We start from the raw sequence: 13406 nt of genomic DNA, 5'->3' as shown, positions 1-13406 counted from the left end.
AATTCGTTTTCCCTTACACGACACCGGGTTAAATCTTACCGGCGGCTTCTCGCTCTGCAACTTCTTTATCGAGCTGCGCAATATGCTGAGCCATCAGCTCGCGGCAGTGCGTGGCCAGCTCGCGCACCTGGTCTTTACCGTATTTAGAGGTATCTACCGGCGGCAGCATTTCGACAATGACCAGTCCGTTATTCAGACGGTTAAGATTAATCTTATTCGATGTATTGGAAACACACACGGGAATAATTGGAACGCCAGCCGCAATTGCAGCATGAAACGCGCCGGTCTTGAACGGCAGCAGGCCGCGACCACGGCTGCGCGTCCCTTCCGGGAACATCCAGATGGAAATCCGGCGCTTTTTAAACTGATCCACCACTTCCGCAATGGTGCCATGCGCTTTGGCGCGGTTGTTGCGGTCAATCAGCAAGTTACCGGTGAGCCAGTACAGCTGGCCGAAAAAGGGGATCCACAGCAGGCTTTTTTTGCCCACGGTTACGGTCGGCGGAAGAACAATATTTGAGGCCGTCACCATATCGTAGTTGTTCTGATGGTTAGCGATATAGATGGCGTTACCGAAATTCTCCGCCCCTTCAGGCAGACGCTTTTCAACCTTCAGGCCAAACAGCGGCGCAAGACGACCAAACATGTGGCCAAACGTCGCGACATGCTTTGGGTTACGCGGGCTGAACAGGCAATAAATCGATCCGAAAATACAGACCAGAATGCAATAAATAACGGTAAGAATGAGACGAACAATGTATAGCATAGCGACCTCTGAAGCCCTGACAGCTGACAATTATACTTCACCTGTGGCCAGGTAAGGACTTTATTACGAGCGCGTATTGTTAATCGCAACGCACGAATTAACAACGTTTTTACGGGAAATTTTATGGTAATTCCCCCTCCGGAAAGAGGGGGATGAAACAGATTACTCTTCGCTGTCGTCCGCTTTGCTGCGCGCCGGCGAGTCAATCTCCACGCGGTCGATTCGCTGGAGGCCGCGCATCAGTGAGCCGCGACGTCCGCGCTCACCCACCACCTTCTGCAACTCTTCCGGACGCAGTTTGATTTTACGCTTGCCGACATGAATGGTCAGCGTGCTCTGCGGCGGCAGCAGGAAGAGATGCGCGAGGCTATCTTCGCCTTTTGCCGCTTCCGCTGACGGGATACTGATGATCTTGTTGCCCTTGCCTTTCGACAGCTCCGGCAAATCGCTGACCGGAAACATCAGCATACGTCCGGCAGCGGTGATCGCCAGCAGCATGTCGCTTTCGTTCTCGATGATCAGCGGCGGCATGACGTGTGCGTTATCCGGCAGGCTAATCAGCGCTTTACCGGCACGGTTACGCGACACCAGATCGTTGAAGGTACAGATAAAGCCGTAGCCCGCATCAGACGCCATCAGCAGTTTTTGATCGTCGGCTTCCATCAGCATATGCTCAACCGTGGCACCCGGCGGCAGCGTCAGCTTACCGGTGAGCGGTTCGCCCTGGCCGCGCGCAGACGGCAGCGTGATCGGGTCGATGGCGTAGCTGCGGCCCGTGGAGTCGATAAACGCCACCGGCTGGTTGCTCTTGCCCTTCACCGCCGCCTTGAAGCTATCACCGGATTTGTAGCTCAGACCCGGCGCGTCGATATCGTGGCCTTTGGCGCTACGCACCCAGCCGCTCTGGGAAAGCACAATGGTCACCGGCTCGGACGGCAGCATGTCGTGCTCGTTCATCGCCTTCGCCTCTTCGCGCTCGTGCAGCGGAGAACGTCGGTCGTCGCCAAAGGCGTCGGCATCGGCCTGCAACTCTTTCTTCAGCAGGGTGTTCATCTTGCGCTCGGACGCCAGAATCGCCTGAAGCTGATCGCGCTCTTTTTCCAGCTCGTTCTGCTCGCCTCGGATCTTCATCTCTTCCAGTCTGGCGAGATGGCGCAATTTCAGTTCGAGGATCGCTTCGGCCTGAGTTTCGCTGATGCCAAAGCGCGACATCAGGGCAGGCTTAGGTTCGTCCTCGGTACGAATGATCTCGATCACTTCGTCAATGTTGAGGAACGCCACCAGCAAACCTTCGAGGATATGCAGGCGCTTAAGCACTTTTTCCAGGCGATGGTTCAGACGACGGCGCACCGTATCGCGGCGGAAGGCCAGCCATTCGGTAAGGATCTCCAGCAGGTTTTTCACCGCCGGACGACCGTCCAGACCAATCATGTTCAGGTTGATGCGGTAGCTTTTTTCCAGATCGGTAGTGGCGAACAGGTGGTTCATCACCTGCTCCATGTCCACGCGGTTAGAGCGCGGCACGATCACCAGACGGGTCGGGTTTTCGTGGTCCGATTCGTCGCGCAGGTCGTCCACCATCGGCAGCTTTTTATTGCGCATCTGGGAGGCGATCTGCTCCAGCACCTTCGCACCGGACACCTGGTGCGGCAGCGCGGTGATCACCACGGCACCATCCTCTTTATTCCACACCGCGCGCATGCGCACGGAGCCGCGACCGTTCTGGTAGATTTTGCGGATTTCCGCACGCGAGGTGATGATCTCGGCTTCGGTCGGATAGTCCGGCCCCTGCACGATATCCAGCAGATCGTCCAGCGAGGTTTTTGGCTGCTCAATCAGGGTGATGGCCGCTTTTGCCACTTCACGCAGGTTGTGCGGCGGAATGTCCGTCGCCATGCCCACGGCGATACCGGTCGTGCCGTTCAGCAGGATGTTCGGCAGACGCGCAGGCAGCATTTTCGGCTCCTGCATCGTACCGTCGAAGTTTGGCACCCAGTCGACCGTGCCCTGCCCCAGCTCGCCCAACAGCACTTCGGCATATTTAGACAGGCGAGATTCGGTATAACGCATTGCCGCGAAGGATTTCGGATCGTCCGGCGCCCCCCAGTTCCCCTGGCCATCCACCAGCGGATAGCGATAAGAAAACGGCTGGGCCATCAGCACCATCGCTTCATAGCAGGCGATGTCGCCGTGCGGATGGTATTTACCCAGCACGTCGCCGACGGTACGGGCGGATTTCTTAAACTTGGCGGTAGCGTTCAGCCCCAGTTCGGACATCGCATAGACGATGCGGCGCTGAACGGGCTTCAGGCCATCCCCGATAAACGGCAACGCCCTGTCCATGATGACGTACATGGAGTAGTTCAGGTAGGCATTTTCCGTGAATTCATGTAGCGCGAGGCGCTCTGCCATATCGCTCATTACGTGTGATTCCTCAACTCAGAAACCGAAGGGTTTCAGGCAATATTGCCGCAGATACTACCCTATCTGACGAGTTGAGTCACAAAGAAAAAGGGCCGCTTATGCGGCCCTTTTCGGGTTATTTGTTCAGCTTGATAACCTGCTTCACGTCGATTTCAAACTCGTTCCAGTCTTTATCGATTTTACCCTGGAGTTCGACTTTATCCTGCGGCGTCACCGTCACGCCGTTCCAGCGCTTGTGGTCGATCTCCACCACCACCGTGCCGCTTTCATCGCGGAAGGTGTAACGGTCATCGGACAGGCGCTCGGTAATGTTCCCGCGCAGCTTCACCCAGGCATCGTCCTTCAGGTCTTTCACTTTAGCCGCGGTGGTGAGGTTGGCGTTGTTATCGACAAAGCCACCCTGCTGGGTTTGCGTCTGATTCTGTGTCGCAGATGGGCCAGAGAAGCCACCCTGTGCAGCAAAGACAGGGGCCGTGGTCATCATCATGATGGCAGCAATTGCAGCGAATTTTTTCATCTTTATCTCTCCCTTTAATGTCGTTTCACAATCCATTAAACAGGGTAAACCTTAACAACTTCTTAAGGGGAAAATTTATTTATTTTTACTGTACAGCAGGCGCTTGCAAAAGGTTTACTGACGGCATCAAGGAGGAAATATGCGCATTTTACTGGTAGAAGACGACAAGCTCATTGGCGACGGCATCAAAGCGGGCTTAAGCAAAATGGGCTTTAACGTGGACTGGTTTACCGACGGGAAAACCGGGCAGGCGGCCCTGTACACCGCGCCGTATGATGCCGTGGTGCTGGATCTAACGCTGCCGGAGATCGACGGGCTTGAGATCCTGCGCGCCTGGCGCGAAAGCGGAAAGAGCGAACCGGTGCTGATCCTGACCGCGCGGGATGCGCTGAATCAGCGCGTCGAAGGGTTACGCCTGGGGGCGGATGATTACCTGTGTAAGCCGTTCGCGCTAATTGAAGTGGCGGCCCGTCTGGAAGCGCTGGTACGCCGCAGCCACGGGCAGGCGCGCAGCGAGCTGCGTCACGGCAAGGTCACGCTCGATCCGGCAAGCCTTGTCGCCACGCTGGAGGGCGAAACGCTGGTGCTCAAACCCAAAGAGTTCGCCCTGCTGGAACTGCTGATGCGCAACGCGGGCCGCGTGCTGCCGCGCAAGGCCATCGAGGAGAAGCTCTACAACTGGGATGATGACGTCTCCAGCAACGCTGTCGAAGTCCACGTTCATCATTTACGCCGCAAGCTCGGCAGCGACTTTATCCGCACCGTGCACGGCATCGGTTATACCCTGGGTGACGCATGAAACTGACCCAACGCCTGAGCCTGAAGCTGCGCCTGACGTTCCTCTTTTTGCTGCTGTCCCTGGCGGCCTGGTTTGCCGCAAGCGTGGTGGCCTGGCACCAGACGACCGACAAGCTCGATAAGCTGTTCGATACCCAGCAGATGCTGTTTGCCAAACGGCTGCTGACGATGGACGTGGACGAACTTCGCGCCCCGGAACGCATGCGCGAGGTGCCGAAAAAAGCCAAACACGGCCATCTTGACGACGATGCGCTGGCCTTCGCAATCTTCACCGCCGACGGCAGCATGGTGCTTAACGACGGCGAAAACGGGCGCGACATACCTTACCTCTACCGCCGGGACGGGTTTGATGACGGTCGGTTGCAGGATGACAACGACGAATGGCGTTTCCTGTGGCTGACTTCTCCGGACGGGAAATACCGCGTGGTGGTTGGCCAGGAGTGGGAGTACCGACAGGATATGGCGCTGGACGTGGTCAGCTCGCAGCTGACGCCGTGGCTGGTGGCGCTGCCCGTAATGCTGCTGTTGCTGATTGTTCTGCTGAGCCGGGAACTGAAACCGCTGAAAAAGCTGGCGCAGACCCTGCGTTCGCGCTCCCCGGATGCGACCGATACGCTGCCCACCCACGGCGTGCCGACGGAGGTTCGCCCCCTGCTTGATGCGCTTAACCATCTTTTCGCCCGTACGCAGGAGATGATGGCCCGCGAGCGCCGCTTCACCTCGGATGCCGCCCATGAGTTACGCAGCCCGCTGGCCGCGCTGAAGGTGCAAACCGACGTGGCGCAGCTTTCCCTTGACGATCCCGGGGCGCAGTCTAAAGCGCTGGGGCAATTGCATGCGGGCATCGACCGCGCCTCCCGGCTGGTGGACCAGCTTCTCACCCTGTCGCGCCTGGATTCACTGGATAATCTTGATGACGTCGAACCCGTGATGATGGCCGATTTGCTGCAATCTGCGGTGCTGGATATCTGGCATCCGGCGCAGCAGGCGGGCATTGATGTTCGGCTCAACGTTAATGCGCCCGAGGTGATGCGTCACGGACAGCCGCTACTGCTGAGTCTGCTGGCGCGAAACCTGCTGGACAACGCCGTTCGTTACAGCCCGCGCGGCAGCGTGGTGGACGTGACGCTGAATACCCAAAGCTTTACCGTGCGCGACAACGGCCCGGGCATTTCAACCGATGCGCTGACGCGTCTCGGCGAGCGCTTTTATCGTCCACCGGGCCAGGACGCCACTGGCAGCGGTCTGGGGTTGTCTATCGTCAAGCGTATCGCGGCGTTGCACGGGATGCGCGTCTCGCTGGGCAATGCGCCGGAAGGGGGTTTTGCGGTGACCGTCAGCTGGTAAGATTATTGCGCTGAGCGCAAAAGACTTTGCACATTTTGCTTATTTTTCCGCTCCGTCCTCGCGCGTAGAATACCCGGCATACTCTCATCATCGAGGACAAATAATGAGCAACATTCTGATTATCAACGGCGCGAAAGAATTTGCGCACTCTAAAGGCCAGCTCAATGACACCCTGACCGAGGTCGCGGATGGTTTCCTGCGCGACGCCGGACATGATGTTAAGGTCGTGCGCGCGGACAGCGATTATGACGTGAAGGCCGAAGTGCAGAACTTCCTGTGGGCCGACGTGGTGATCTGGCAGATGCCGGGCTGGTGGATGGGCGCACCGTGGACCGTGAAAAAATACATGGACGATGTGTTTACCGAAGGTCACGGTTCGCTGTATGCCAGCGACGGTCGTACCCGTTCAGATGCGTCTAAAAAATACGGTTCCGGCGGTCTGATTCAGGGCAAAAAATATATGCTCTCCCTGACCTGGAACGCGCCGCTGGAAGCCTTCACCGAGAACGATCAGTTCTTCGAAGGCGTGGGCGTAGACGGCGCGTATCTGCCGTTCCACAAGGCGAATCAGTTCCTGGGAATGGAGCCGCTGCCGACCTTTATCGTCAACGACGTAATTAAAATGCCGGACGTCCCGCGCTATATCGCAGAATATCGCAAGCATCTCGCGGAAATTTTTGCTTAACTGGTAGCCTGGAATTAGAAGGAGTTAATTATGCTTACCGTTATTGCTGAAATCCGTACGCGTCCTGGCCAACATCACCGCCAGGCAGTACTGGATGAGTTCGCGAAGATCATCCCGACCGTACTGAAAGAAGAAGGCTGCCACGGCTACGCGCCGATGGTAGACGCCGCCACCAGCGCAAGCTTCCAGGCGACCGCGCCAGACTCCATCATCATGGTGGAGCAGTGGGAAACCGTCGCACACCTTGAAGCCCATTTGCAGACCGCGCATATGAAAGCGTGGAGCGACGCGGTGAAAGGGGACGTTCTGGAAACCCACATCCGTATTCTGGAGCAAGGGGTTTAAGTTCTGTGAAATTTGCCGGGTGGCACTACGTTTACCCGGCCTACAACTTTCCCCCGCAGGCCCGGTAAGCGTTAACGCCACCGGGCTTTTTTTATCACCTTACCGCTCAACTGCTATGCTTATTCTGACTTCATGTTTAACAGGAGGATGGAATGGGTCTTTTTAACTTCGTGAAAGAAGCAGGCGAAAAGCTTTGGGACAACCTGACCGATCATAAGGGTCAGAGCGACAAAATCACCGAGCACCTCAAGAAACTCAACATTCCCGGTTCCGATAAAGTTCAGGTTAACGTCACCGACGGCAAAGCCAGCGTAACGGGCGACGGGCTAACGCAGGAGCAGAAAGAAAAAATCCAGGTCGCCGTCGGCAACATCGCGGGCGTCAGCGAGGTGGAGAACAATATCACCGCGACAGACGCCAAAGATGAAGCAACCTACTATACGGTGAAATCCGGCGATACCCTGAGCGCCATCTCTAAAACCGTGTACGGCGATGCCAATCAGTACAACAAGATCTTTGAGGCGAACCGCCCGATGCTCTCCAGCCCGGATAAAATTTATCCCGGCCAGACGCTGCGTATTCCTAAGGCATAACGTCTGAGGCTATTGGTTCACGTCGCGCAGAGGAACAGCATGAAAATCGCTTGTCTTGGCTGGGGCTCGTTAATCTGGAAAAGCGGCGCGCTACCGGTAGCCGGTGAGTGGCAAACCGACGGGCCTTCTTTGCCCGTCGAGTTCTGCCGCGTCAGCGATGGCGGCGAACTGGCGACCGCCATCTGCATGAACGCGCCCGCCCTGCCTGTGCTTTGGGTATGGCTGAATACCACTTCGCTGAGCGTGGCCACTCAGGCCCTGCGCGAGCGGGAGGCCATTCCTGACGATCGTTGCGATGGTATCGGCTCGCTGCTGATAGCCGGACGCAACGCGGGAGCGATCTCGACATGGGCGAGGGAGAGAGGAATTGAGGCGCTCATCTGGACCGGGCTTCCGCCGAGAAGCGCGTCGCAGGAAGGCAGGGTTCCTGCCGTGGACGAGGCCATCGCTTATCTCGACAGCCTCAGCGGACAGACCCGCAGCCATGCGCGGGACTATATTTGCCGCGTGCCTGCCCAGCTTGATACGCCCTACCGGCGCGCCATTAAAGAGGTGCTTGGGTGGTGATACCGCTGCCCGTTACCAGTACAGCTTCCAGCTCTGGGTGAAGCGCACCAGCGCCTCGACGTAGAAGTAATCGCCCCAGCTCGCGCACTCATCCACGCCTTTATTGCTCGCCAGGTGATACACCGAGTGCTTAAGCAGCCCGTTGCCCTTCTCTTCTTTGCCCATCAGATAGTGCTTTGTCAGCGTGGACATAATCCCTTTCGCCCATTCGAGGTAACGTTCGCGATCCGGATCTGTGACCGGCAGTTGTTTCACCAGCTCCAACAGCCCACATACCGCAATTGCCGCCGAGGAAGAGTCACGCAGCGCGTCGGTGCCCACCAGCGCCAGATCCCAGTGGCAGACGTAGTCTTCCGGCAGGCGATTGAGGAAGTAGTTCGCCAGCCGTTTTGACAGGGCGATCATCGTTTCGTCGCCGGTATAGATATAGCTCAGCAGGAAACCGTAAATGCCCCACGCCTGCCCGCGCGACCAGCAGGAGTCGTCGGCGTAGCCCTGCTGGGTGTTGCCGTAGCGCGGTGCGCCGGTTGCCACATCCATATAGTAGGTGTGGAAGGTGGAGGCATCGTCACGAATGAGATACGTCGCCGCCTGCATGACGTGCGCTTTTGCGGCGTCGGCAAAGCGCGGATCGCCCGTCTGCTCCGTTGCCCAGTAGAGCAGCGGCAGGTTCATGTTGCAGTCGATGATCATTCGCCCGGCCTGCTCCGGATCGGAGAGATCGCCCCACGCCTGGATGATCTTCGCCTTCTCGTGGAAGCGTTCCAGCAGGGCTTCCGCCGCCAGCAGCGAGAAGCCGCGCGCCTCGCGGTTTCCGGTCAGCCGCCACGCGGCTACGCAGGAGAGCGTGTAAAGGAAGCCTAAATCGTGGGTATTGGTGTCGTTGCGCCCGGCGATGCGCAGGCCAAACGAGCGCACGTGTTTTTCCGCCATCACACGGAATTTTTCCTCGCCGCTCATCTCCCACGCCAGCCACAGCTGCCCGGTCCAGAAGCTGGTGGTCCACTCCACGTTGTCAGTCAGCGGATAAAAACCTTTCTGGCAGGTTTCCGCCGGGAATTTGTCGCCGAACTCCGTTAAATGACGGCTAATCAGGTCCAGAACGTGGCTGCGCGCCGAATTCAGTTCATCGCTGAATGTGCGGGAGTCAACGGGCGCAGCGATAACAGGCAGACGTTCTTCTTTGATACGACTTAACATATTTCGGTTCCTTCTTTGACGGCGTAATTTATCGTGTTGACGTTTCTGCTACATTCAGCGCACGAGCCCCGCGCCATTTGCTCTGACAGGCGGATAACGTAAAAGCAGAAATAAGGGTAAAGGTCAGCGCCGTTGCGCCCATGATGATATAGGTGTGCTCAAAGCCAATACGGTCATACATATAGCCGGCAGGGGAAGAGACCACCACGTTGCCAACGTAGAGCATCGCCTGATAGCCGAGTAAATACATGGTGGCATTGACGCGCTTGTCGAAATGCTCGGCGATATATTTAAATACCGACACCAGCAGGAGACAAATTTCCAGACCGTACAGCGGCTTAAGCACTGAAATTAACAGGTGAGAATCACACATGCCGGAAATAATCAGACGCGCCCCGACCACCAGCCCGACAATTAATAGCCCGCGTTTGGCGCCAATAAAGTTCACAAACAGCGGGATCACCATATACATGACGAACTCCATGCCCGACTGCACGGTCCCGAGATAACCGAATACCGCGTTGCCCTGGTGAATATCGTCGAAGAAGGTGACGAAATAGCGCGAGAACTGCTGCTCGGCGATAAACATCATCCACGCCACGCCCGCCACGTACAGGCAGAAGGCCCAGAATTTGCGGTTTCGCAGCAGGGCGTAAACGTCTGACGGGGCGATTTTCTCTTTCGTCAGCACCTCGCCTGCGTGAGCGGAGTTAGTGTTCACTTTCAGGCTCAGCAGGACGATCAGCATCACCACCGACGCCACGCTGCCGAGAATAAAGTTATACGCCGGTGAGAGGTTGAACAGCAGGCCGGAGAAGGATGACGCCACCGCCCAGCCGAGCGATCCCCACATACGGATCTGCCCGAACTCCATGCCGTTTAAGCGGCTAAAGCGGTCAGAATACGATTCGCACGCCGCCACACCCGCGTACCAGGCAAAGCTTAAATAGAGCGCGCCGATAATAATCCCCAGCAGGGTATTAGACATTAACAGCGGCTGGTAAACATAAATAAAGAATGGCGCCATCAGGGCCGACATGATCACCACAAAATAGAGCAGATATTTGCTCATGCCGATCTTATCGAGAATATAGCCGTAGATCGGCTTGAGAATAACGGAGAATATCCCGTTCACCGCAAAGACGGTTCCAATCACCGATCCGCTCAGGTTGGCTTTCTGACCGAGCCAGATCGCCAGCAGACCAATACTGGCAGACCAGGTAAAGAAATAGAGAAAGATAAAGCTGCTGATTTTGTAATATTCAGTTCTGTTGGTTGTCGATGTGCTTTTCATATCATCCTCGCCGGGGTGTAGGGCCAGATTTTTATAATGTGAACGACAGCTTACGTTCGCTTCCGGGTTCGCTAATAACGACCTGGTTATGGGTTATATTCAGCTGCGGCGTCGCCGCAGCGAGCTGTCTTCCGCCAGCCAGAACGGCGCAACAGAGCCAGCTTTCCCCTTGCGGGAGGTCAGCTTTTAACAGCGGAATGGAGGCGCACTCCGCAAACATAATGCTGCTGTTCGGCGGCGTGACGATGCTGTCTGGCTGGCGCTGAATGATCGGCGAAAGATCGACAATGACGCTGCTGCCGTTTTCAGCCAACAGATAACAACCGCGTTCGCGCACCTGGTGGGCGGTTTTCATCACCGCAAAGCCGCCCTCGACGGTTTGCAGAGTGCGCGTGCTGTTGATACGGTGCAGGCGCAGGTGCCACTCCCCGAACGGGATCTGCCAGGTCGTAATCTGCACGTCGCGCCACGGCGACCAGCGCGAGAAAATGTAATTTTCATCCACCCGAACCTCTTCGCACTCGCGACGACCGCGGAAATAGTCATCTCCGTCCGCCAGCAGCAGCATGGAATCGCAGGCGGCATGCTTCAGGCCAAAACGCCCGCGCTCAAGGGTGAATCCGAAGCGGCTGGAGTAGGCAAATTTGGTGTATTTCGCTTCGGTGTTGACGTAGTTGTTCAGCTCCAGCTGACCAGCGGTAAGCATGACGACGTGCTGCGAATCTTTCGAATGCATCAGGATCTGCTGCGCATGCGGAATCACATGTTTTTCAGCAAGCGCGGGCAGCGGTTGTTCTTCCGCCTGCCAGAACGGGTGTGCTTCCGGCAGCGCCAGGATCAGATAGGTTTTCAGCGCCCAGTACGGTGAACCGGGGGAGTTGTAATCCTCGCACATCGCCAGGTTCGGATACGCAAACCCCAGGGTGAGAATGCCGTCGCGATCGACAATCGACTGCTGCTGCCACCAGCGCAGATGCCGCAGCACAATGCCTTTCACGATGCCCGGGGTGAAGACGTCCAGCTGGGAAAAAGCCACCGCGCTCCAGAAGGCAACCATGGCAAAGCGGTAGGTCAGGCTGCGGCCAAACGGCACCGAGGCGCCATCGGCGGCGGACCAGTAGATAAAGTCTTCCGCGAACAGACGCGAGCGCTCGCGCAGCACATTCGCCCTCGCCTCGTCGTCACTCAGGGTGGCGTAAATCAGGCCGTAGAAATGGAAAGCCATGGAGATGTAGTAATCTTTCGGGCGGCCGGGACCGTCGGAATACCAGCCGTCGCCGAGGTAGTAGGCGTCCATCAGCGCAAAGCGGTGGTCAATGGCGGCCTGATCGTACGGCAGGCCGGCGCGCTTAAAGCCGAGCTGGACCATAATGGCAAAATAGTTCCAGTTGCTGTCCGGCATCTGCGCGTCGGTGATTTGGTTGAGCCACGCGTGCAGGTTCATCACTTCGCGACCGGTAAAGCGCGCGGTGAGCGTCTCCCCCATCAGAGCGAGCCCCAGACCGTAGGCCGCCATCTCCACCAGACGCTGATCGTACGGGCCGGTTTCACCCCAGTAGCCGCTGCTTTGCGGGTCGGTACCAAGCTTAATGGCAGTAAGGTACTTCTCGCTGAACGGCGTGCTTTCGCCGGACGCCATCAGCGGAAACAGCCCCCACAGCGCGCGGGAAAGTCCCTCCATCTGCGCAATATCTGCTGTGTAATGGGCGCAGGTGTCGCCCAGCGGGAATCGTGAACGGTTCGCCGGAAATTGCATGTCCAGCGCCTGTAAAAGTGCATTCAACGACGCCACTACCTCCTGGCGTGAAGACAACGGATTTGATTTTTCTTTGTTTGCCGCCCACATCGGTTCGCCCTCGTAATCAACTGCGGCAAAGCATAGTGAATCCGCAAGGTGCAGAAATGTTAGCCATGTCACAGGCATGAATGATGAATAAACCTCCAGTTGAGAAAATTTAAAAAGGTGGTTTATAAAGACGATCAGACAGGAAAAAGTTGAGTTTTATTGCACTATGCGCGACACGCCGACAACCGACCTTCTGGAACTGATCGCCCTGAACGATACCGTGGCCTCGTTCAGCCGCCTGTTTGCCAATACGGTGCGCTACCATCACTGGCATCAGTGTCTGGAGATCCTCTATGTGGAAGAGGGCTTTGGCGTGGCGATTGTCGATAATCGTCACTACACCATGCGCCCCGGACGACTGTTTTTCTTCCCGCCTTTTACGCTGCACAAGGTCATGGTGGACGAACAGGCGGAGGCAATTTACCGCCGCACCATTATTCATCTCGACCAGCACGCGGTGCTGAAGATCCTGCGGGATTTTCCCCAGACCCGGCAGCGCCTGGAGCGGCTGTCACGCCGTGGCGGCGAAGCGTGGGTCGCCGATTTGGCCCACTGTCACCACCATATCGACCATCTGTTTAGCTGCTATAAACCGCCGATGAACGGCGAGAGCATCGCCAGCCTGCTGATCGGCCTGTTCGCGATGCTGCCCGACGATCGCGACGGCGAGCCGGGCAACAGCCAGGGGATCGCCAGCCAGGTCATGTTCTGGCTCGACGAGCATTATCAGGAGAAATTTCGTCTGGATGCGCTGGCCGCAGAGCTGGGTAAATCGCGCAGTTACGTATCGCGAAGATTCCATGCGGAAACAGGCGAAAAAATTCACGACTACCTGAACACGCTAAGGTTGCGTAAGGCGTGCGAGTGTTTACTCCACACTGATTCGAGCGTGCGTGAGATTGCCGCACAGGCGGGATTTTCCGACGTGACGTGGTTTATCAGCGCGTTTAAAAAGGGGATTGGCGAGACGCCGTTGCAGTACCGGAAAAACCATTCATCGTGATGAGCTGCATTTCTTGTCCGG

The 13406-nt window shown here is 57.0% G+C and carries 13 protein-coding genes; 7 read left to right on the top strand and 6 right to left on the bottom strand.

Annotation, left to right across the window (positions count from 1 at the left end; genetic code table 11):
• Positions 1–28: 28 nt before the first annotated feature.
• The 3 genes from plsC to ACOTXL_RS13135 all read right to left on the bottom strand — a co-directional run bounded on the left by plsC (position 29) and on the right by ACOTXL_RS13135 (position 3707).
• Complete coding sequence (plsC, locus tag ACOTXL_RS13145) at positions 29–766, bottom strand: 1-acylglycerol-3-phosphate O-acyltransferase (RefSeq protein ID WP_003862497.1); 738 nt, start codon at positions 764–766, stop codon at positions 29–31.
• Between the two features lie 162 nt (positions 767–928).
• Positions 929–3187, bottom strand: coding sequence for a DNA topoisomerase IV subunit A (parC, locus tag ACOTXL_RS13140; RefSeq protein ID WP_022651867.1), 2259 nt, complete (start codon positions 3185–3187; stop codon positions 929–931).
• Positions 3188–3305: 118 nt separating this feature from the next.
• Entirely contained in the window at positions 3306–3707 is a 402-nt protein-coding gene (locus ACOTXL_RS13135; protein ID WP_003862501.1) for a YgiW/YdeI family stress tolerance OB fold protein, read from the bottom strand.
• 139 nt (positions 3708–3846) lie between these two features.
• Here ACOTXL_RS13135 and qseB point away from each other — a divergent pair, with 139 nt between their 5' ends.
• The 6 genes from qseB to ACOTXL_RS13105 all read left to right on the top strand — a co-directional run bounded on the left by qseB (position 3847) and on the right by ACOTXL_RS13105 (position 8042).
• Positions 3847–4506: a quorum sensing response regulator transcription factor QseB gene (qseB, locus tag ACOTXL_RS13130; protein ID WP_023323747.1), complete on the top strand. Its 660-nt coding sequence runs from the start codon at positions 3847–3849 to the stop codon at positions 4504–4506.
• Positions 4503–5852, top strand: a complete 1350-nt coding sequence (gene qseC, locus ACOTXL_RS13125; RefSeq protein ID WP_045350461.1) for a quorum sensing histidine kinase QseC — start codon at positions 4503–4505, stop codon at positions 5850–5852. Before qseB ends, qseC begins: the two co-directional genes overlap by 4 nt.
• Positions 5853–5955: 103 nt before the next feature.
• A complete protein-coding gene (locus ACOTXL_RS13120) occupies positions 5956–6537 on the top strand; it encodes an NAD(P)H-dependent oxidoreductase (protein ID WP_003862505.1) in 582 nt (193 codons plus the stop codon).
• A gap of 30 nt (positions 6538–6567) precedes the next feature.
• Entirely contained in the window at positions 6568–6882 is a 315-nt protein-coding gene (locus ACOTXL_RS13115; protein ID WP_003862506.1) for a putative quinol monooxygenase, read from the top strand.
• A 152-nt stretch (positions 6883–7034) separates the two neighbouring features.
• On the top strand, positions 7035–7475 hold the full coding sequence (lysM, locus tag ACOTXL_RS13110; RefSeq protein ID WP_003862507.1) for a peptidoglycan-binding protein LysM: 441 nt from the start codon (positions 7035–7037) through the stop codon (positions 7473–7475).
• Between the two features lie 39 nt (positions 7476–7514).
• Positions 7515–8042, top strand: coding sequence for a hypothetical protein (locus tag ACOTXL_RS13105; protein ID WP_045335731.1), 528 nt, complete (start codon positions 7515–7517; stop codon positions 8040–8042).
• Between the two features lie 12 nt (positions 8043–8054).
• Here ACOTXL_RS13105 and ACOTXL_RS13100 read toward each other — a convergent pair whose 3' ends face one another.
• Genes ACOTXL_RS13100 through ACOTXL_RS13090 form a run of 3 tightly spaced genes read right to left on the bottom strand, consistent with a single transcriptional unit; the run spans position 8055 to position 12382 of the window.
• Positions 8055–9242, bottom strand: coding sequence for a glycoside hydrolase family 88 protein (locus ACOTXL_RS13100; RefSeq protein WP_045350462.1), 1188 nt, complete (start codon positions 9240–9242; stop codon positions 8055–8057).
• Positions 9243–9270: 28 nt separating this feature from the next.
• Positions 9271–10536 carry an oligosaccharide MFS transporter gene (locus ACOTXL_RS13095; protein ID WP_003862510.1) on the bottom strand — a complete coding sequence of 422 codons (1266 nt, stop codon included), beginning with the start codon at positions 10534–10536 and terminating at the stop codon, positions 9271–9273.
• A 31-nt stretch (positions 10537–10567) separates the two neighbouring features.
• Positions 10568–12382, bottom strand: coding sequence for a DUF2264 domain-containing protein (locus ACOTXL_RS13090; protein ID WP_045335733.1), 1815 nt, complete (start codon positions 12380–12382; stop codon positions 10568–10570).
• Between the two features lie 166 nt (positions 12383–12548).
• Here ACOTXL_RS13090 and ACOTXL_RS13085 point away from each other — a divergent pair, with 166 nt between their 5' ends.
• Entirely contained in the window at positions 12549–13385 is an 837-nt protein-coding gene (locus tag ACOTXL_RS13085; RefSeq protein WP_045335734.1) for an AraC family transcriptional regulator, read from the top strand.
• Positions 13386–13406: the final 21 nt, after the last annotated feature.

The sequence above is a fragment of the Enterobacter cloacae complex sp. IR5402 genome (assembly GCF_049238125.1).
GTDB lineage: Bacteria > Pseudomonadota > Gammaproteobacteria > Enterobacterales > Enterobacteriaceae > Enterobacter > Enterobacter hormaechei_C.
Note: the sequence above shows the minus strand (reverse complement) of the source record. Positions and strands in the feature narration are given on the sequence as shown.

Excerpts from the sequence above, each read along its gene's own strand:
- plsC (WP_003862497.1), bottom strand. The coding sequence starts at position 766 with ATGCTATACATTGTTCGTCTCATTCTTACCGTTATTTATTGCATTCTG.
- parC (WP_022651867.1), bottom strand. The coding sequence starts at position 3,187 with ATGAGCGATATGGCAGAGCGCCTCGCGCTACATGAATTCACGGAAAAT.
- ACOTXL_RS13135 (WP_003862501.1), bottom strand. The coding sequence starts at position 3,707 with ATGAAAAAATTCGCTGCAATTGCTGCCATCATGATGATGACCACGGCC.
- qseB (WP_023323747.1), top strand. The coding sequence starts at position 3,847 with ATGCGCATTTTACTGGTAGAAGACGACAAGCTCATTGGCGACGGCATC.
- qseC (WP_045350461.1), top strand. The coding sequence starts at position 4,503 with ATGAAACTGACCCAACGCCTGAGCCTGAAGCTGCGCCTGACGTTCCTC.
- ACOTXL_RS13120 (WP_003862505.1), top strand. The coding sequence starts at position 5,956 with ATGAGCAACATTCTGATTATCAACGGCGCGAAAGAATTTGCGCACTCT.
- ACOTXL_RS13115 (WP_003862506.1), top strand. The coding sequence starts at position 6,568 with ATGCTTACCGTTATTGCTGAAATCCGTACGCGTCCTGGCCAACATCAC.
- lysM (WP_003862507.1), top strand. The coding sequence starts at position 7,035 with ATGGGTCTTTTTAACTTCGTGAAAGAAGCAGGCGAAAAGCTTTGGGAC.
- ACOTXL_RS13105 (WP_045335731.1), top strand. The coding sequence starts at position 7,515 with ATGAAAATCGCTTGTCTTGGCTGGGGCTCGTTAATCTGGAAAAGCGGC.
- ACOTXL_RS13100 (WP_045350462.1), bottom strand. The coding sequence starts at position 9,242 with ATGTTAAGTCGTATCAAAGAAGAACGTCTGCCTGTTATCGCTGCGCCC.
- ACOTXL_RS13095 (WP_003862510.1), bottom strand. The coding sequence starts at position 10,536 with ATGAAAAGCACATCGACAACCAACAGAACTGAATATTACAAAATCAGC.
- ACOTXL_RS13090 (WP_045335733.1), bottom strand. The coding sequence starts at position 12,382 with ATGTGGGCGGCAAACAAAGAAAAATCAAATCCGTTGTCTTCACGCCAG.
- ACOTXL_RS13085 (WP_045335734.1), top strand. The coding sequence starts at position 12,549 with ATGCGCGACACGCCGACAACCGACCTTCTGGAACTGATCGCCCTGAAC.